The following is a 17960-nucleotide window of genomic DNA, read 5'->3' on the forward strand; positions in this document are numbered from 1 at the left end:
GGATATGAAGAAGACGTTGATTTCCCTGCTGACTGCAGGCCTGTTCGGAGCCATGAGTCAGGGTGCCTTCGCCGCCCCCGAGCTGATGGACAAGGTGCTTGCCGTGGTCAACAAGGACGTGGTGCTGGCCAGCCAGCAGGAAGCCCTGGTACAGAAAGTCAAAAGCTCGGCCCAGGAGAGCGGTCAGTCCCTGCCTGACGATGCCACCCTGCGCAAGCAGGCGCTGGATCGCCTGATCCAGGAGAGCCTGCAACTGCAACTGGCGGATCGTCAGGGCCTCAAGATCAGCGACACCCAGCTGGAGCAGGCCATCCAGAGCATAGCCGCCGACAACAAGATGACGGTGGAGCAACTGCGTGCCCAACTGGCCCGCGAAGGGCTGACCTATGCCCAGTACCGGGAAGAGGTGCGCCGCGAGATACTGATGAACGAGGTGCGCCGCAACCAGGTGCGCCGCCGCATCAACATCTCCGAGCAGGAGGTCAAGCAGGTGGTGGACATACTCGCCAAGCAGGGCCAGCAGCAACAGCAGTACCATGTCGGCCATATCCAGATTGCCCTGCCGGACAACCCGAGCGCCGAGCAGCTCAACACCGCCAAGAGCAAGATTGAGCGCATCCTGGCCGCCCTCAAGCAGGGGGCCGATTTCCGCAAGCTGGCCATTGCCGAGAGCAACGGTCCCAAGGCGCTGGAAGGGGGTGACTGGGGCTGGATGAGCCCGCAAGAGATGCCGACCCTGATGGCCGAAGCGGTACAGGGTGCCAAGAAGGGTGACATAGTGGGTCCGCTGCGCTCGGGCGCCGGTCTGCACATCATCAAGGTGTTCGATGCCAAGGGCCAGCAGCAGGTCGTACAGACCGAAGTGCGCGCCCGCCACATCCTGATCAAGCCCTCCATCATCCTGAGTGAAGAGAAGGCCAAGGGCATGCTGGACGGCATACTGCACGACATCAAGAGCGGCAAGGCCAGCTTCGCCAGTCTGGCAGAGAAGTATTCCGAAGATCCGGGCTCTGCGGTGCAGGGCGGCGAACTGGGCTGGTCTGATCCCAACGTCTACGTGCCGGAATTCCGCGACATGGTCAACCGCCTCAAGCCGGGTGAGCTGAGCGCCCCCTTCCGCACGACCCACGGCTGGCACATTGTCCAGCTGGAAGAGCGTCGCAGCCAGGATGCCACCAACAAGGCCCAGGAACAGCGCGCCTATCAGCTGATCTTCAACCGTCGCTTCACCGAAGAGTCCCAGGCCTGGCTGGACGAGCTGCGTGACGAGGCCTACATCCAGATCGAAGGCGCCGGCAGCTGATGAGCTGTCGTCGTCTCGCCGTCACGCCGGGTGAACCGGCCGGGATAGGCCCGGATCTGGTGCTGCAGATAGCCCAGCAGGATTGGCCCCACCAGCTGGTGGTGATCGCCGATCCCGCCCTGATGCTCGAACGGGCCGCCCTGCTGGGGCTGCCCATCGAGCTGGAACCCTATGACGCCAAGGCCCCTGCCCAGCCGCAGCGGGCGGGTACCCTGACCCTCTGTCCGATCACCCTGGGCGCCCCCGTGGTGCCGGGTGAACTCGATGAAGGCAATGGTGCCTATGTGCTGGCGACCCTGCAGCGCGCCTGCGACGGCAACCTCAGCGGCGAGTTCGCCGCCGTGGTGACCGGCCCGGTGCACAAGGGGATCATCAACCAGGCGGGTGTCTCGTTCAGCGGCCACACCGAGTTCTTCGCCCAGCAGTCAGGCACCGCCGATGTGGTGATGCTGCTGGCGACGGAAGGCTTGCGGGTGGCGCTGGCGACCACTCACATCCCGCTGGCCTACGTGGCGATGGCGATCACCGAAGATAGGCTCGGTAAGGTGATCCGCATCCTGGATGCGGATCTCAAAACCAAGTTTGGCATCGCCAAGCCCCGAATTTACGTCTGCGGCCTCAATCCCCATGCCGGGGAAGGGGGCCATCTCGGCCGTGAAGAGATTGACGTGATCGAACCCGCCCTGGCCGGCTTGCGCCAGGAGGGGATAGATCTGGTCGGCCCGCTGCCGGCCGATACCCTGTTCCAGGACAAATACCTCAAGGATGCGGATGCGGTACTCGCCATGTACCACGACCAGGGACTGCCCGTACTCAAATACAAGGGCTTCGGCAGTTCGGTCAATATCACCCTTGGACTTCCTTTCATCCGCACTTCGGTGGATCACGGCACTGCGCTGGATCTGGCAGGCAAGGGCCTGGCGGATCCGGGCAGTCTGATCACCGCGATTAACCACGCCATCAAGATGGTAGAGAAAAAAAGATATGAGCAGTAAGGTGCAGAGCAACAAGGTGCACATGGGCCACACGGCCCGTAAGCGTTTCGGTCAGAACTTCTTGCACGACCGCTATGTGATCGATCAGATAGTGGCCGCCATCAATCCGCAGCCGGGTCAGAACCTGGTGGAGATAGGTCCGGGTCTGGCCGCGCTGACCGAACCGGTCGCCTCCCAGATGGACAAGATGACAGTGGTCGAGCTTGACCGGGATCTGGCCGCGCGCCTGCGTGAGCATCCGACCCTCAAGGACAAGCTGACCGTGATCGAGGCCGACGCCATGCGCTTCGACTTCGGCACCCTGATGGGGGAAGGCAAGGGGCCGCTGCGCATCTTCGGCAACCTGCCCTACAACATCTCCACCCCGCTCATCTTCCACCTGTGCGATTTCGCCGACCGGGTAGAAGACATGCACTTCATGCTGCAAAAGGAAGTGGTCCTGCGGATGTCCGCCGGTCCGGGCAGCAAGGCCTATGGCCGCCTGAGCGTCATGGTGCAGTACTACTGCCAGGTGATCCCGGTACTGGAAGTGGGTCCCGGCGCCTTCAAACCGGCACCGAAAGTGGATTCTGCCGTGGTCCGTCTGGTGCCGCACAAGAACCCGACAATCGTCGCCAAAGACATCCGCTGCCTGAGCCGCGTCTGTACCGAAGGCTTTGGCCAGCGCCGCAAGACCATCCGCAACAGCTTCGCCAACTTCATCACGGACGCCCAGCTGACCGAGCTTGGCATCGATGGCAACCTGCGCCCGGAGAATCTCTCCCTGGAGCAGTTCGTCATGATCGCCAACTGGCTGGCGGATCAGCAACAGGCCTGATCCCGTGGCACACCCGCACATAGTGATCCGCCCATACCCCAGTTATGTGGCGGATACCCAAGACCCTTACCAGTTCCACTATCTGATCGAGATTGAGAATCTGGGGCCCGGCCCGGCGCAGCTGCTGCACCGGCGCTGGCTCATCACGGATGCCAATGGCAAGATGCTGGAAGTCGAGGGCCCCGGCGTCGTCGGGGAGCAGCCCCTGATTGCGGAAGGGGAGACCTTTCGCTATCAGAGCGGCGTGCCACTCGCCACCCCGCTGGGGGTGATGGAAGGGAGCTACACCCTGCAAGATGCGTCGGGACAGCAGTTCGAGGCGCCCATAGCGCCTTTTACGCTGGCCGTCCCCCACATTATTAACTGAGGTTTCATGGCGAACTGTTTTGTTGGCGATATCCAGGGCTGTTATGACGACTTGCGCCGTCTGCTGGATCTGGCCGAGTTCGATCCCGGCAACGATGTGCTCTGGCTCTGCGGTGACCTGGTCGCCCGCGGCCCGGACTCCCTCAATACCCTGCGCTTCGTCAAGTCACTGGGAAGCCGCGCCGTCACAGTGCTCGGCAACCACGACCTGCACCTGCTGGCGGTGGCCGATGGTGTCGCGCCGCTCAAGAAGAAAGACAAGCTGCAAGCCCTGATGGAGGCCCCGGATCGGGACGAACTGCTGGAGTGGCTGCGTCATCGCCCCCTGCTGGCGGAGCACCCTGACCTGCCCATCATGATGGTGCATGCCGGCATCTCCCCCGCCTGGGACGCCCGCACGGCGCGCAACTGTGCCCGTGAAGTGGAGAGTCTGCTGCGCGGCGATCAGTACAGCTGGCTGCTGCACAACATGTATGGCGATCTGCCCGATGGCTGGAGTGAGGATCTGGCCGGTATCGAGCGTTACCGCTACATCATCAACACCTTCACCCGCATGCGCTTCTGCTATTTCGACGGCCGGCTCGAGTTCAAGTGCAAGAAGGGCCCCACGGAGTCCACACCCGGCCTGCGCCCCTGGTTCGAGCAGCGTGAACACCACGTGGATGACCCCATACTGGTGTTCGGCCACTGGGCGGCCCTGATGGGCAACACCGGCAAGCAGGATATCAAGGCGCTGGATACCGGCTGCGTCTGGGGCAACAGTCTCACCCTGTGGCGTTATGAAGACGATGCCCTGATAGTGACACCCTGCCCCACTCACGCTAAATAAGCTTGCTCAGTGAATACTTGTAGTAATAAGCCCGACGCGATGTCGGGCTTTCTACTTCAGATATAAAGAGCTATTCATCCCCCACCAATTTAAACGTATTTAAAACATATAAGTCACGATATATAAATTAATATATGACGTATGTCTGTTGAAAATCACACAATTAACAACATTGTTTTTCTTGTTTAAAAATGAAATATAAATTCAACGTTCTGCCCCAGAGCACACCACTAATCAGCCCACTTAAAAAGCCAAATAAAAGATTGAAAGATAATGACCCCCTCAATTCTGGATCTACATTAAGAAAAGCATTCAACGTGTACTTTGTAATAAAAGCAATCATCACAAATATAATAACCCATGAAGTACCAGGCCAGATAATCAGATCACTTCCCTCTTTACTTTTTAACTGTGGACCACGACTCAAGATACACCAACCACATCCACAACCGAGCACTAACCCCACCACCATGGCTACTAACCCCCAGAACGAGAAGGCCAGGTCATAGCTCACACTGATTCCTCCCCATAAGAGAAAAAACAATGGCATAACGAACAAATGTTGAATCTCCATCTCTCTATCATTTAATGCACTGATCCCATTTACTATCAAGACGGCAAATAAGATCCAGACCCATATCGGAGTGCCAACAATGATGTTTACAAAAAACATGTCCCCTCCTTTGTAACCAATGGAGAAATCTAACTGTACTTGTCATAAACCATTTAATTAACTATTCATAAAATAAATTTAAAACCACGTTTAACTCGCAGTGGAAGATATTACAACTTGCGTCCCAGCCGTTTCTCTATCTGACGCCGTTCCCACTCGGGCCCGAACAACTTGAAGGGCTGGAACAGATTGATGGCATGGGAGATCAACCCCAATCCCCAACCCAGCGCCGGCCACCAGGCCCAGATATAATCCGGATTGCTGAGGTAGTTGATGACAAACAGCCCGCAAATTACCAGCACATAGCTGGCGATGTGGTAGTAGAAGCCCTTGAGCCCCTCCACATAACGCATGGCCGCCCGCTCCTCAGCCGACACCTGTACCGCATCCTGACCCATGGTTTCATTCCCTCTCATCTCGCGCTCCTGTTGTTGCGTCCCGTCTAACTGAGCCACATCAAGTTCAAAGACGGAGGCCAGGGCCTTGAGAGACTCCAGTCCGGGCTGCTGACCCTGTTCGATCCGCTGTATGGTGCGAACGCTCAGGCCAGTCAGGGTCGCCAATTGATCCTGGGACCAACCCCGCTGCAATCTCAACTTCCTGACGATCATCATGAGCTCCTTGTGGTGATTGACAGGGCCAGCATAGGGCCTGAGTGGAGGGCGGTGACACGACAGATGCCCGACATCAACCTGACTATCCTTTAAAATCAATACGTTAAAAAAAATTTTATGAGCACTGTTGTCAATCGGCGGGCCAAGCACCTGGCTCGACCCGCCACAGTGACAAGCCCTGCCTGCCAGCTTACAGGCTATTCATCAGCTCGGCCGCAATCTCGAACGAGCGCAGACGGGCCTGGTGATCGACGATGGGGCCGTTGAACATCAGCTCATCGGCCCGGGTCTCGGCCAGCAGCGCCTTGAGGCCGTGACGCACCCGCTCCGGATCGCCGACCAGGGAGCGGGCCAGGGTCTGCTCCATCGCCATCAGTTCGCGGGGTGACCACTCTTCCCCCAGCTCGATCACGGGCGCGGGCAGCTTGCCCGCGTCACCGCGGTAGAGACGCAGGAACTGCTGCTGCACAGTGGTGAACTGGAAGCGGGCTTCCCGCTCGCTGTCGGCGGCGATCATGTTGATGCAGACCACGGCATAGGGCTTGGGCCAGCGCGCCGAAGGGCGGTACTGGGTACGGTAGATCTCCAGCGCCTGCAACAACAGGGCGGGGGCGAAGTGGGAGGCAAAGCCGAATGGCAGCCCCATGGCCGCCGCCAGCTGGGCGCTGTAGAGGCTGGAGCCCAGCAGCCAGATGGGCAGGTGCAGTCCCTGACCCGGCACCGCCTGTACCGCTCCCGCCTCGTCCCCAAAGTAGCTCATCAGTTCGCGCACATCCGCCGGGAACTCGTCCACCTCGCCGCTGCGCTGGCGCCGCAGCGCCTGCATGGTGCGCTGATCTGTGCCGGGTGCCCGGCCCAGCCCCAGATCGATGCGATCAGGGTAGAGCGAGGCCAGGGTGCCGAATTGCTCGGCGATCACCAGCGGCGAATGGTTCGGCAGCATGATGCCGCCGGCACCGATCCGCAGGGTGTTGGTGGCACCCGCCAGGTGGCCGATCAGCACAGAGGTGGCGGCGCTGGCGATGCCCGGCATGTTGTGGTGTTCGGCCAGCCAATAACGCAGGTAGCCCCAGCGCTCGGCATGTTGCGCCAACTCGCGCGAACGACGGAACGACTCGGCCGGCTGGGATCCTTCGGGGACGGGCACCAGATCGAGCACGGAATAGGGGATGGCAGACATGGGTCACTCCATTGATTCACAGACCAGTAACAAGGAGGGCAATGTAGCACGAGATACCTGAATGAATCACGCATCGGGCCGGCGAATTGCCCCCTCCCAATCTCTGACAGGCCGACAACCGAAAGCGTCACACAGGCCGCACGCCTGATTTATCCTGCCCTGGCATCAGGTGGGATGGCGCTATGCCAGCCCCGGTGGGGCGTCAACTGACAAGTTACACAGTTACCCTCTCCGGCCGCAGGCGCTAGCATGCTGTGGCTCGTCGTCTGGTTGTGAGCTACACCCACCCTCTTCTTGCAGGAGAATACAGGCATGAATGCAATCACAGACACCAAGACCGGCCTCTTCCTCGCCTCTTTCGAGATTGGTAAAGCCATGCCGGGGGCACAACTGCTGCACCTGAACCTGGCCGTCTATACCCCGGGGGAGACGGTGAACGGCGTCGCTCACCTGACCCAGGCAACCAATCCACCGCTGGACATGGCCTCCGAACTGAAGGGCCAGTACACCTATATGTGTGTCATGCCCAAGCTGTGCCATATCCTGGTAACCGCCCAGGGTTATCCCATCATCAAGTGGCCGCAGGGTGGCGGGATCGGCCCCGTGATCCAGCCCAACTTCGAGCTGCGCATGGTGCTCAGCGAAGACTGGAAGTCAGGCACTGCCAACTACAAGTACCAGGACAGCCACCAGGTGTGGCACGAGGTGAAAGACGCCCCCGTCAACCTGGTCCCCGCCGCCGTACTGGCGTGACCCCCAAGACGGCCCCGCCAGGGGCCGTCACATCCGATGCCATATCCTGATACCGCTCAATCATTTATTGTGTTTTCTGTCATCCTGTTGGCACACTGGTAGTTGATCGTCTCTGCAATCGCCCGTGTGACAAGGATGCGTCCATGACAAGTGCCAGGCCAGGTCGTAAACCCTTCTATGTGCATATCGCCACCCTCTTCATCCTGCTGTTTACCCTGCTGGGCAGCGCCCTCATAGCGTTGCAGTTCCAGCAAGGGGCGCGCCAGGGGCTGGAGCATGAGCGACAGAACTTCCTGCAATACCGGGAGCAGTTGTCCCTCGCACTCCAGCTGAACGAGCGACCGGCCCGCATGTCGCTGAGCCTGCTGCGCAGCGGCCAGCTGGCGGCCATGACCAGCCTGGATGCTCGCCTGGGCTACCTGCCGCAACTGGCGGAGGTGCTGGCCAACAGCCCCAGCTATGGGGCCGTCTACGCCGGCTATGAGGATGGTGACTTCTTTCTGGTGCGCAAGCTGACCGGACGGGCCAGAGCCCAGCTGGACAAGGTGCCCGCCGCCAGCACCCTGCTGGTGCAGAGCCTGCATCAGGGCAAGGGGGAGTTTCTCTACTTCGATCAGCGGCTGACCCTGCTCGAGCGCCGGGCCATGCCCCTGTACCAGTTTGATCCCCGCAGCCGCGACTGGTACAAGCAGGCACGCTGGCGCACGGGGATCGCCACGACCAGCCCCTATCTCTTCTTTACCACCAAGGAGCCAGGCATGACGCTGGCGGTGGAGAGCGATGACAGACGGGCGGTGATCGGGCTGGATACCAGCGTCGAGGGGCTGTCGGCCCTGATCGGCAAGCTGCGCTTGCCAGCGCAGAGCCAGGTGATCCTGTTCGACGAATACGCCACCCTGCTGGCCGCCGATCCCAGGCATCTGCCCAGCTTCGAGCAGCTGAGCCAGCTACCTACGCTGTCGGCGCTGTCCCATCCCGTGCTGACCCGGCTGCAACAGCAGATCAGCCGCCAACCCGCCCTGCTGAGCAGTCCGGTGGAGCTGAACCTGACCGCCGCCGATGACAGCGACTGGCTGGTCAACCTTTCCCCCCTCGGCGAGGGTTCCCCCTTCCATATCGCCCTGCTGGTGTCGGCCGATCTGCTCTACCAGCAGGCCCGCGACGAGGCACTGGTCAATCTCGGCTGGGCCCTGGCGGGCTTGCTGTTGCTGCTGCCGGTGATCTGGCTGGTCTCCCGCCGTACCGCCACCCCGCTGCTGGCCCTGACCCAGGAGGCGGAGCGGATCCAGCACTTCGACTTCGGCGAGAGCCGGGTACCTGAGTCGGCGATCCGCGAGATCGACGATCTGGCCCGTACCATGTCCGGCATGCGGCTGACCCTGGGCAACTTCATGAACATGGGCCGGGCGCTGGCGGCCGAACACCGCTTCGACTCCCTGCTCAGCCGCATACTGCAGGAGACCATAGCCGCGGTGCAGGCCCAAGGGGGCTGCCTCTACCTGGCCCAGGAGCAGAGCATGGTGGCGGTCCAGGCGAGCTGGCGACAGCAAGCCCTGCCCGCCGGGCAAGTCCCCTGGCAGGAGGCGCTGCTCGGCAAGCTGGCCCAGACAGAGCGGCTCACCCTGGCCGTCGACGAGCGCGGCTGGCGGCAGCATCTGGCGAGCTGGGGCCCCTTCCCCGGCCCCTGCCAGCTGGTGGCCGAGCCCCTGCGCAACCATAGACAGGAGCTGATCGGCTGCCTGCTGCTGATCCTGCCCGACTGCTCCGCCCGCGAGCTGGCCTCGCGCATCAGCCTGATCGAGGCGCTGGCGGGCACCTCGGCCTCCGCCATCGAGAACCAGCGCCTGCTGGAAGAGCAGAAACAGCTGCTGGAGTCCTTCATCGAGCTGATGGCCGGCGCGATCGATGCCAAGAGCCCCTACACAGGGGGTCACTGCCAGCGCGTGCCCGAGCTGACCCGGATGCTGACCGAGGCTGCCTGTGCCCAGCAGCAGGGCCCGTTCGCCGACTTTCGGCTCAATGAGGAGGAGTGGGAGGCCATCCATATCGCGAGCTGGCTGCACGACTGCGGCAAGGTCACCACGCCGGAGTTCGTGGTCGACAAGGCCACCAAGCTGGAGACCCTCTACGACCGGATCCACGAGATCCGCACCCGCTTCGAGGTGCTCAAGCGCGACGGTTACATAGAGGTGCTGGCGGCCCGCCTGCCGGCGTCCGAACGGGAAGCGGCCAGAGCGGAGGTGGCGCCGCTCTGGAGCATCCTGGACCAGGAGTTTGCCTTCGTCGCCGAGTGCAACCTGGGGGGCGAGTGGATGGCGCCGGAGAAGCTGACACGGCTGGATGCCATCGCCAGCCGCACCTGGCTGCGCACCCTGGATGACAGACTCGGCATCAGCCGGGAGGAACTCAAGCTGCGCCAGAGCGAGTCCACCGCACCGCTGCCCTGCGTCGAGCCGCTGCTGGCCGACAAGGCGGCCCACCTCATTCCCCGCCCCGTCCACGACCGCCTGGATGAGCACAACCCCTGGGGTTTCAAGGTCAAGGTACCCACCCATCTCTACAACCGGGGGGAGCGCTACAACCTGGCCATAGGCCGCGGCACCCTCACCGAGGAGGAGCGCTACAAGATCAACGAACACATCATCCAGACCATCCGCATGCTGGAGCGGCTCCCCTTCCCGCGCCACCTGCGCAGCGTGCCCGAGATCGCCGGCGGTCACCATGAGCGCATGGACGGCAAGGGTTATCCCCGTCAGTTGCTGGGGCAGCAGATGAGCATTCCGGCCCGCATCATGGCCATCGCCGACATCTTCGAGGCGCTGACCGCCAGCGATCGCCCCTACAAGTCGGGCAAGACGGTGGCCCAGTCGCTGGCCATCATGCAGAGCATGGTGCGCGAGCAGCACATAGACCCGGCGCTGTTTGCCCTGTTTGTCGGCAGCGGCATCTGGCGCGACTATGCCGAGCGTTTCCTCGCCCCCGAGCAGCTGGATCAGGTGGATGAAACCGCCCTGCTGGCCGCGCTGACGTAGGGCGGGATCATATTTTCTTACATTTGTGCGCTGGTCTGAGCGCACCGGCTTGGTTATAACTGTGCCCCTATAGCGAAGGGGGAGCAAAAGACTCCCCCTCACTCTTTGTCACACCACACTGTTCAGGTTATCCATGTCAAAACATCTCATCATGCTGGGCGCACTGGCGCTGTCCGGCTGCTCCCTGTTGTCGCCTCCCCCGCCCACCGTCACCCCGGTGCACCTGGCCGATGCCAGCCAGCACGGCTTCTATATCGAGTGCAGCAGCATGGCGGCCTGTTTCAATCAGGCCAACCAGACCTGCCCCCAGGGTTACAAGGAGACGGATCGCCGTCAGCAGACGCTCTACTCCACCCAGTACACGACGGGCAGCTATGACGAGGAGAAGAAGCTCTACAAGGCGGGCAAGCCTTATCGCGTGGCCAGTACAGTCCATTCGCTGACCATTCAGTGCCCCACGGACTTGAGCATCACGCCGCGCTAGCAAGCAGCCAGCAACGAAAAAGGGCCCGCGGGCCCTTTTTCGTTGCGCCAGAACAGCCTCAGCGCGTCGCCTCGGCATGCTGGCGGGCCAGCTCATCGCTCATTGCCTCCCGCATCTTGAACTTCTGCAGCTTGCCGGTCACCGTCATGGGGTACTCCTCCACGAAGCGGATATGCCTGGGTACCTTGAAGTAGGCGATGCGGGCCGACAGGAAGTGCTTGAGCTCCTCCTCGCTGACCTCCTGCCCGGGCCTGAGCTTGACCCAGGCGCACACCTCCTCGCCATAGCGCTCGCTGTCGACCCCGAACACGGCCGCATCCTGCACCGCCGGATGATCGTAGAGCCGCTCCTCTATCTCGCGCGGATAGATGTTCTCGCCACCACGGATGATCAGCTCCTTGCTGCGCCCGACGATCTGCACATAGCCCTCTTCGTCCATGATGCCTATGTCCCCCGAGTGCAGCCAACCCTCCTCGTCTATGGTCTCCGCCGTCTTGGCAGGATCCTGCCAGTAACCCTGCATCACCCCCTTGCTGCGACAGCAGATCTCCCCCCGCTCGCCGATGGCCACCGTTTCGCCACTCGGGTCAACCAGTTTGATCTCGGTGTGATCGAGGGCGCGGCCGACCGTGGTGACCCGCTTGTCCAGCGGCGCATCGATGGCGGTCATGTGGTTGATGGGACTGCACTCTGTCTGGCCGTAGGCTATGGTCACCTCGGTCATGTGCATCAGGGTCTGCACCTTGCGCATCAAGGGCTCGGGGCAGATGGCCCCGGCCATGATGCCGGTGCGCAGGGAGGAGAGATCAAACTCAGCAAAGCCGGACAGCTCCAGCTCGGCGATGAACATGGTCGGCACGCCGTGCAAGGCGGTGCAACGCTCCTCGCTCACCATCTGCAGGGCCGCCACAGGGTCGAACGCCTCCGATGGAAACAGGGCGCAGGCCCCCACGCTGATGCAGACCAGGTTGCCGAGCACCATGCCGAAACAGTGATAGAGCGGCACAGGTATGCAGAGCCTGTCCTGCTCGCTGAACGCCATGCCCCGCGCCACCTGGCGGCCGTTGTTGAGTATGTTGCCGTGGCTCAAGGTCGCGCCCTTGGGGTTGCCCGTGGTGCCCGAGGTGAACTGGATGTTGATGGCATCGTCCGGCTTGAGGCCGGCCGCCACCCGGGCAAGCCGGGCCGGATCCTGCTCGTCCCCCAGCGCCAGCACGGCACCGAAGTTGAGCATGCCGGCGCTGTCCTCCTCCCCGAGCCGGATCACCATCGCCAGGCTCGGCAAGCGGGCGCTGACCAGCTGCCCTGGCGGCGCACTGGCCAGTTCCGGAGCCAGCTCATTGAGCATGGCGAGGTAGTCGCTGCCCTTGAAGGCACTGGCGCAGATGAGGGCACGGCAGCCCACGTTGTTGATGGCAAACTCCAGCTCGTAGCTGCGGTAGGCGGGATTGATGCAGACTATGATGGCGCCGATGCGGGCGGTGGCGAACTGCACCAGACACCACTCTATGTTGTTTGGTGACCAGATGCCGACCCTGTCCCCCGGCTGGATGCCGAGCGCCAGCAAGCCCAACGCCAGCCTGTCTATCTGGGTCAGGTATTCGCGGTAGTTCCAGCGGATCTGCTGGTGGCGCACCACAACGGCGGGCCGTTCGGGAAAGCGTTCGGCTATCTCTTGCAGGTATTCGCCTATGGTCTGATGAAGCAGGGGCTGATCGCAAGGACCGGCCCTGTAGCTGAGCAGTGAGGTCATGGGGTGACTCCTGGCCACGTTCGATTTGAATTGCCTACTGCTCGGCTGGCACGCTTTTTTCAGCTTGTTACATTAATGTAAAACCCCACTATTAAAAAGACTCACTTTGGTCTAATGCCGACCACAAAAAACGGCCAACCCAGGTTGACCGTTTTGCATCCAGCACAACTGCCCTAGAACAACAGATGCGCCACACCGGCGATGACCGGCAGCGTGACCAGGGTGCGCAGCAGGAAGATGACAAACAGCTCCCACAGCTTGACCGGGATCTTGCTGCCCAGCAGCAGGGCACCCACTTCCGACATGTAGATGAGCTGGGTGACCGACATGGCGGCGATCACGAAACGGGTGATGTCGCTCTCTATGGTCGATGCCAGCACGGCCGGAATGAACATGTCGGCGAAGCCCACCATGATGGTCTTGGAGGCGGCTTCCGCATCCGGCAGTTGCAGCAGCTCCAGCAAGGGCACAAAGGGCGCCCCCAACCAGTTGAAGATGGAGGTGTGCTCGGCCAGCATCAGGGCACAAGTCCCTATGGCCATCACCACAGGCAACACGCCGAATACCATGTCGAGTGCGTTCTTCACACCTTCTCGCGCCACCGCGCCCATGTCCGTCATGCTTTCGGCCTTGGTCAGCGCCCGCTCATAGCCATAGCTCAGCACGCTGTGCTCATGAGGCACTGACTCCTGCTGACGGCACAGGGGGGTGCCATCGGCATAGACGTCCTTCTTCCAGGAGAGCGGCGGCAGGCGCGGCACGACTATGGCAGCCACCACGCCGGCCAAGCAGACAGTCAGGTAGAAGGGCACGAACATGTGTTCCAGCCGGACCTGGGAGATCACCACCAGACAGAAAGTAATGGAAACCGCCGAGAAGGTGGTGCCTATGACGGCAGCCTCGCGCTGGGTGTAGAACTTGCCTTCGTACTGCTTGCTGGTCAGCAGAATGCCGACGCTGCCATCCCCCAGCCAGGAAGCGAAGCAATCCACGGCGGAACGGCCCGGCAGGCGGAACACGGGGCGCATGATGCGGGTCATCATGGTGCCGACGAACTCCAGCAGACCGAAGTCCAGCAGCAAGGGCAACAGCAGACCGGCGAAAATGAACACAGAGAACAGCACAGGCAGCAGATCGTGCAGCACCAAACCACCGGTGGCACCGGAGCGCAGTGCCTCGGGCCCGATTTCGAAGAAGGTCAACAGCACGAAGATGCCGCCCAGTACCCGCACGCAAGCCCAGAAGGGGGAGACGTTGAACAGGCTGTTGAGGAAGGGGCGTCTGACCAGGATCGCCGGCTTGAACAACCAGGCTACCAGCGTCATCAGCATGGTGGTGGTGATGATGGCGCTGACCATGGCCACCAGATAATCGGCAAACACCATCTGTACCAACTTCGCCAGCACGGCGACGGGTATGGTGACGTTTCCGTCATAGATGACGGGAGTCATGAACAGCAGGATCCCGATGAGTGACGGGACCAGGAACATCAGCACATTGCGGCGGGTATTGAGCGCAGGTGCTTGCAGAGTCTTTTCCAGCATGGTCTACAGCCTTAATGTTACTTTTCCTTAGCCAGGCAAACCTGCATATTCATGCTCTCACCCGGCAAAACGGGCGCAAGAATACCCCAATAAAATGCACAAACAAGCTTTTAACGGATCATTCCAAGCATAAATATTTTCACAGGCAAACCTTCCATAAGAATGACCTCAAACAGATATGCATATCAATTCATTGTTAATGGTTAGCACATTGTTTCAATTAGGTTGCATTCAGGTGCGCAGTATAATCAGTTGCGGTTGGCAGGCAATAAGTGACATAAGAAATATATCTATATGAGGATCGGGCCAGCCGGATGGGCCCCATAAAAAAACCGGAGTCTGTTGCCAGACTCCGGTTTTTCTCATCGATGGGCCAGGATGCCACACCGATCAGGCAGGACAGGGTGATCAGTCACGAACATAGATGACTTCAACGCCATCATCTTCGTCATCATCCCAGTCGTCGTCATCGTCGAGGGTCGCATCGAAGGCCAGGGAAGCCGCTGCGGCCTCAGCTTCGGCCTGGGCCAGCTGGTTCTTGTGGTAATCGTCCCACTTGAACTCCACCTTCTCGATGGCGTCCTTGGCATCTTCGACCAGCGTGCGCGGCATGGTATCCAGCAGATCCAGGATGTCGTAGCACACCTTCTTGGTGCCTTCCTTGCTGATGGCCGTGATCTGGTAGACAGGGCCTTCGTATGCCAGCGCAGCCTTGACGCGCTCCATCACCTCGACCGCTTCCTCTTCCAGGATCAGATCCATCTTGTTGAACACCAGCCAGCGCGGCTTGCCCGCCAGCTCGGGGCTGTATTTTTCCAGCTCCTTGACGATAGTCACGGCATTCACGGCCGGATCGGAGCCATCTACCGGGCAGATATCCACCAGGTGAAGCAGCACGCGGCAACGCTCCAGGTGCTTGAGGAAGCGGATCCCCAGACCTGCGCCTTCGGCGGCACCCTCGATCAGACCCGGAATGTCAGCGATCACGAAGGAGCGGGAGTTCTCGCCACGCACCACGCCCAGGTTAGGTACCAGGGTGGTGAAGGGGTAGTCAGCCACTTTCGGACGGGCCGCAGAGACGGCGCGGATAAAGGTGGACTTGCCCGCGTTGGGCAGACCCAGCATGCCGACGTCGGCCAGCAGCAGCAGTTCCAGCTTCAGGGTACGTACTTCACCCGGCGTACCGCTGCTCTTCTGGCGCGGCGCCCGGTTGACGGAGCTCTTGAAGCGGGTGTTGCCCAGACCGTGGAAACCACCCTTGGCAACCATCAACTTCTGACCATGAGTGGTCAGGTCGCCCAGTCGCTCACCGGTATCTTCGTCACTGGCGCGGGTTCCGACAGGAACGCGCAGTACCTTGTCTTTGCCACGATGACCGGTACAGTTGGCACTGCGGCCGTTCTCACCGCGCTCGGCCGCATGGAAGCGTTCGAAACGGTAATCGATCAGGGTGTTCAGGTTTTCATCGGCAATCAGATAGACATCGCCGCCATCGCCACCGTCTCCGCCATCCGGACCACCGTTGGGAATATACAACTCCCGGCGAAAACTGACACAACCGTTACCACCGTCACCGGCATCGACTCGAATCTGGACTTCATCAACAAACTTCATAGGTAACCGTCACCTTAATTCGAAAAACCGATACGCAATTATAGTGGTACAGGCCCCTGCGGGCGATACGCATCTTAGCGATGAATGCCTCGCGCAACACCAGGCACATCTGCGTTCCGTTTTTTCGTAAACTGCGTCAGAAAAACAAAAGCCCCGCCTGTTGGCGGGGCTTCGGATCCTTGCGGTCCGTAATTACTCAGCAACGATGCTAACGTACTTACGATTCAGCGGACCTTTAACTTCGAACAGGATCTTGCCAGTCGCTTTCGCGTACAGGGTGTGATCGGTGCCCAGACCAACGTTGGTGCCAGCGTGGAACTTGGTACCACGTTGACGAACGATGATGCTGCCTGCCAGAACTGTTTCGCCGCCGAAACGCTTAACGCCAAGGCGTTTAGCTTCAGAATCGCGACCGTTGCGGGATGAACCGCCAGCTTTTTTGTGTGCCATCTATCGGACTCCTCTAATTAAGCGCTGATGCCAGTGATTTTGACTTCAGTGAACCACTGACGGTGGCCCGCTTGCTTACGATGGTGCTTACGACGACGGAACTTGACGATAGTCACTTTCTCGCCACGGCCGTGAGCCACAACTTCAGCTACAACCTTGCCACCTTCAACGAAAGGAGCACCTACTTTAAAAGTGTCGCCTGCAGCAACCATCAGAACTTCGTTGAAGTCGATGGTAGCGCCAGTCTCAACGTTCAGCTTTTCCAGACGAACGATTTGACCTTCGGCCACACGGTGTTGTTTTCCGCCGCTTTGGAATACCGCGTACATTTGATTAACTCCGTAAAGGCGTGTCTTTTGCTCAAGGCCAGACACGCGCAAAAACCTATAACAATGGGCCGGCATTCTACGCAAATCGATTTGCTCAGGCAAGGCCAATTTAGCAAAAAGTTTATTTTGTGCGCATATCTGCCGCCGTGAATAAACGCTTAACTGTAACCCATTGTGAAATCGTGTAGAATCCCCGCCATTACTAAAACCGCAGTTATTGCTGCCGTCACGTTACGAGACTTATGGACCAACAGACTATCCGTGCGCTCTGTGCCGCCGACATGACGGCGGTGAATGAACTGATCCTGGCGAGACTCCAGTCCGATGTCAGCCTGATCAACCAGCTGGGTTTCTATATTGTCAGTGCAGGCGGGAAACGGATGCGCCCCATGCTGACAGTGATGGCCGCCCGCGCACTGGGATACGAAGGCCAGGATCATCTCAAGCTCGCCGCCATCATAGAATTCATTCATACCTCTACCCTGCTGCACGACGACGTGGTCGACGAATCCGACCTGCGCCGCGGCCGGGAGACGGCCAACGCCCTGTTTGGCAATGCCGCCAGCGTGCTGGTGGGTGACTACCTCTACAGCCGCTCCTTCCAGATGATGAGCGAACTCTCCAACCTCAAGGTGATGGAGATACTGTCGGATGCCACCAACACCATAGCCGAGGGCGAAGTGTTGCAGCTGATGAACTGCAACGATCCGGATACCACGGAACAGAGCTACATGACGGTCATCTACTGCAAGACCGCCAAGCTGTTCGAGGCCGCCACCCGCCTCGCTGCCGTGCTGACCCATCAGCCCGAGCCCGTCGAGCAGGCCATGACCGACTACGGCAAGTATCTGGGTACCGCCTTCCAGATCATCGACGACGTGATGGACTACTGCTCCCAGAGCGATGAGATGGGCAAGAACGTCGGTGACGATCTGGCCGAAGGCAAGCCAACCCTGCCGCTGCTGCGCGCCATGGAAGTGGGCTCGCCCGAGGAGCGTCAGCTGGTGCGCGATGCCATAGAGCACCGCAACGGCATGGAGCATCTCGACCGGATCCTGGCCATTCTGGATCGCACAGGGGCGCTGGAGTACTCCCGCATGCGTGCCCGGCAAGAGGCTGACAAGGCCATCGCAGCACTCGCCGTCCTGCCGGACTCCCAGCACAAGCAGGCGCTGGAAACCCTGGCCCAGATGGCGGTACAGCGCAGCGCCTGAGTCAACGACT

At 60.4% G+C, this 17960-nt stretch carries 17 protein-coding genes; 9 read left to right on the forward strand and 8 right to left on the reverse strand.

All coding sequences use genetic code 11. The features are described from left to right. Nucleotides 1–4: 4 nt before the first annotated feature. Genes surA through IU367_RS17070 form a run of 5 tightly spaced genes read left to right on the forward strand, consistent with a single transcriptional unit; the run spans nt 5 to nt 4310 of the window. Entirely contained in the window at nt 5–1303 is a 1299-nt protein-coding gene (gene surA, locus IU367_RS17050) for a peptidylprolyl isomerase SurA (protein WP_274452533.1), read from the forward strand. Beyond that, the gene (pdxA, locus tag IU367_RS17055) at nt 1303–2298 is read left to right on the forward strand and encodes a 4-hydroxythreonine-4-phosphate dehydrogenase PdxA (RefSeq protein ID WP_274452534.1); all 996 of its coding nucleotides are present in this window, start codon (nt 1303–1305) and stop codon (nt 2296–2298) included. The genes surA and pdxA overlap by 1 nt, the downstream gene beginning before the upstream one ends. Then, nucleotides 2288–3115, forward strand: a complete 828-nt coding sequence (rsmA, locus tag IU367_RS17060) for a 16S rRNA (adenine(1518)-N(6)/adenine(1519)-N(6))-dimethyltransferase RsmA (RefSeq protein ID WP_011899041.1) — start codon at nt 2288–2290, stop codon at nt 3113–3115. The genes pdxA and rsmA overlap by 11 nt, the downstream gene beginning before the upstream one ends. A 4-nt stretch (nt 3116–3119) precedes the next feature. Then, nucleotides 3120–3482 carry a Co2+/Mg2+ efflux protein ApaG gene (gene apaG / locus IU367_RS17065; RefSeq protein WP_043135142.1) on the forward strand — a complete coding sequence of 121 codons (363 nt, stop codon included), beginning with the start codon at nt 3120–3122 and terminating at the stop codon, nt 3480–3482. Nucleotides 3483–3488: 6 nt separating this feature from the next. Beyond that, on the forward strand, nt 3489–4310 hold the full coding sequence (locus IU367_RS17070) for a symmetrical bis(5'-nucleosyl)-tetraphosphatase (RefSeq protein ID WP_274452535.1): 822 nt from the start codon (nt 3489–3491) through the stop codon (nt 4308–4310). A 163-nt stretch (nt 4311–4473) separates the two neighbouring features. Here the strand turns inward: IU367_RS17070 and IU367_RS17075 are convergent, their stop codons facing one another. The 3 genes from IU367_RS17075 to IU367_RS17085 form a co-directional block, all read right to left on the reverse strand. Continuing rightward, nucleotides 4474–4983, reverse strand: coding sequence for a DUF6622 family protein (locus IU367_RS17075; RefSeq protein WP_274452536.1), 510 nt, complete (start codon nt 4981–4983; stop codon nt 4474–4476). A 110-nt stretch (nt 4984–5093) separates the two neighbouring features. Next, nucleotides 5094–5594 carry a 2TM domain-containing protein gene (locus tag IU367_RS17080; RefSeq protein ID WP_043135144.1) on the reverse strand — a complete coding sequence of 167 codons (501 nt, stop codon included), beginning with the start codon at nt 5592–5594 and terminating at the stop codon, nt 5094–5096. A 193-nt stretch (nt 5595–5787) separates the two neighbouring features. Continuing rightward, on the reverse strand, nt 5788–6777 hold the full coding sequence (locus tag IU367_RS17085) for a luciferase-like monooxygenase (protein WP_274452537.1): 990 nt from the start codon (nt 6775–6777) through the stop codon (nt 5788–5790). Between the two features lie 312 nt (nt 6778–7089). On the opposite strand from IU367_RS17085, the gene IU367_RS17090 reads away from it, so the two are divergent. The 3 genes from IU367_RS17090 (at nt 7090) to IU367_RS17100 (ending at nt 11046) form a co-directional block, all read left to right on the forward strand. After that, entirely contained in the window at nt 7090–7530 is a 441-nt protein-coding gene (locus tag IU367_RS17090) for a DUF1842 domain-containing protein (RefSeq protein ID WP_043135146.1), read from the forward strand. A gap of 59 nt (nt 7531–7589) precedes the next feature. Next, nucleotides 7590–10562, forward strand: a complete 2973-nt coding sequence (locus IU367_RS17095) for an HD domain-containing phosphohydrolase (protein WP_274454391.1) — start codon at nt 7590–7592, stop codon at nt 10560–10562. 133 nt (nt 10563–10695) lie between these two features. Further along, nucleotides 10696–11046, forward strand: a complete 351-nt coding sequence (locus IU367_RS17100; RefSeq protein ID WP_043135148.1) for a hypothetical protein — start codon at nt 10696–10698, stop codon at nt 11044–11046. Between the two features lie 58 nt (nt 11047–11104). Here IU367_RS17100 and IU367_RS17105 read toward each other — a convergent pair whose 3' ends face one another. The 5 genes from IU367_RS17105 to rplU all read right to left on the reverse strand — a co-directional run bounded on the left by IU367_RS17105 (nt 11105) and on the right by rplU (nt 16736). After that, nucleotides 11105–12799: an AMP-binding protein gene (locus tag IU367_RS17105; protein ID WP_274452538.1), complete on the reverse strand. Its 1695-nt coding sequence runs from the start codon at nt 12797–12799 to the stop codon at nt 11105–11107. A 173-nt stretch (nt 12800–12972) separates the two neighbouring features. Further along, the gene (locus tag IU367_RS17110; protein WP_274452539.1) at nt 12973–14343 is read right to left on the reverse strand and encodes a YjiH family protein; all 1371 of its coding nucleotides are present in this window, start codon (nt 14341–14343) and stop codon (nt 12973–12975) included. 408 nt (nt 14344–14751) lie between these two features. Next, complete coding sequence (gene cgtA / locus IU367_RS17115) at nt 14752–15957, reverse strand: Obg family GTPase CgtA (RefSeq protein ID WP_098980649.1); 1206 nt, start codon at nt 15955–15957, stop codon at nt 14752–14754. Between the two features lie 192 nt (nt 15958–16149). After that, nucleotides 16150–16407: a 50S ribosomal protein L27 gene (rpmA, locus tag IU367_RS17120; RefSeq protein ID WP_005311678.1), complete on the reverse strand. Its 258-nt coding sequence runs from the start codon at nt 16405–16407 to the stop codon at nt 16150–16152. 17 nt (nt 16408–16424) lie between these two features. Beyond that, complete coding sequence (gene rplU, locus IU367_RS17125) at nt 16425–16736, reverse strand: 50S ribosomal protein L21 (protein ID WP_005304210.1); 312 nt, start codon at nt 16734–16736, stop codon at nt 16425–16427. 242 nt (nt 16737–16978) lie between these two features. On the opposite strand from rplU, the gene ispB reads away from it, so the two are divergent. Beyond that, the gene (gene ispB / locus IU367_RS17130) at nt 16979–17950 is read left to right on the forward strand and encodes an octaprenyl diphosphate synthase (RefSeq protein ID WP_103471532.1); all 972 of its coding nucleotides are present in this window, start codon (nt 16979–16981) and stop codon (nt 17948–17950) included. Nucleotides 17951–17960 lie beyond the last annotated feature (10 nt).

This window comes from Aeromonas bestiarum, assembly GCF_028751155.1.
In the GTDB taxonomy this organism is placed as follows: Bacteria; Pseudomonadota; Gammaproteobacteria; order Enterobacterales; family Aeromonadaceae; genus Aeromonas; species Aeromonas bestiarum.

Coding starts and splice junctions, on each gene's coding strand:
- surA (WP_274452533.1), top strand. CDS start 5: ATGAAGAAGACGTTGATTTCCCTGCTGACTGCAGGCCTGTTCGGAGCC.
- pdxA (WP_274452534.1), top strand. CDS start 1,303: ATGAGCTGTCGTCGTCTCGCCGTCACGCCGGGTGAACCGGCCGGGATA.
- rsmA (WP_011899041.1), top strand. CDS start 2,288: ATGAGCAGTAAGGTGCAGAGCAACAAGGTGCACATGGGCCACACGGCC.
- IU367_RS17070 (WP_274452535.1), top strand. CDS start 3,489: ATGGCGAACTGTTTTGTTGGCGATATCCAGGGCTGTTATGACGACTTG.
- IU367_RS17075 (WP_274452536.1), bottom strand. CDS start 4,983: ATGTTTTTTGTAAACATCATTGTTGGCACTCCGATATGGGTCTGGATC.
- IU367_RS17080 (WP_043135144.1), bottom strand. CDS start 5,594: ATGATCGTCAGGAAGTTGAGATTGCAGCGGGGTTGGTCCCAGGATCAA.
- IU367_RS17085 (WP_274452537.1), bottom strand. CDS start 6,777: ATGTCTGCCATCCCCTATTCCGTGCTCGATCTGGTGCCCGTCCCCGAA.
- IU367_RS17090 (WP_043135146.1), top strand. CDS start 7,090: ATGAATGCAATCACAGACACCAAGACCGGCCTCTTCCTCGCCTCTTTC.
- IU367_RS17100 (WP_043135148.1), top strand. CDS start 10,696: ATGTCAAAACATCTCATCATGCTGGGCGCACTGGCGCTGTCCGGCTGC.
- IU367_RS17105 (WP_274452538.1), bottom strand. CDS start 12,799: ATGACCTCACTGCTCAGCTACAGGGCCGGTCCTTGCGATCAGCCCCTG.
- IU367_RS17110 (WP_274452539.1), bottom strand. CDS start 14,343: ATGCTGGAAAAGACTCTGCAAGCACCTGCGCTCAATACCCGCCGCAAT.
- cgtA (WP_098980649.1), bottom strand. CDS start 15,957: ATGAAGTTTGTTGATGAAGTCCAGATTCGAGTCGATGCCGGTGACGGT.
- rpmA (WP_005311678.1), bottom strand. CDS start 16,407: ATGGCACACAAAAAAGCTGGCGGTTCATCCCGCAACGGTCGCGATTCT.
- rplU (WP_005304210.1), bottom strand. CDS start 16,736: ATGTACGCGGTATTCCAAAGCGGCGGAAAACAACACCGTGTGGCCGAA.
- ispB (WP_103471532.1), top strand. CDS start 16,979: ATGGACCAACAGACTATCCGTGCGCTCTGTGCCGCCGACATGACGGCG.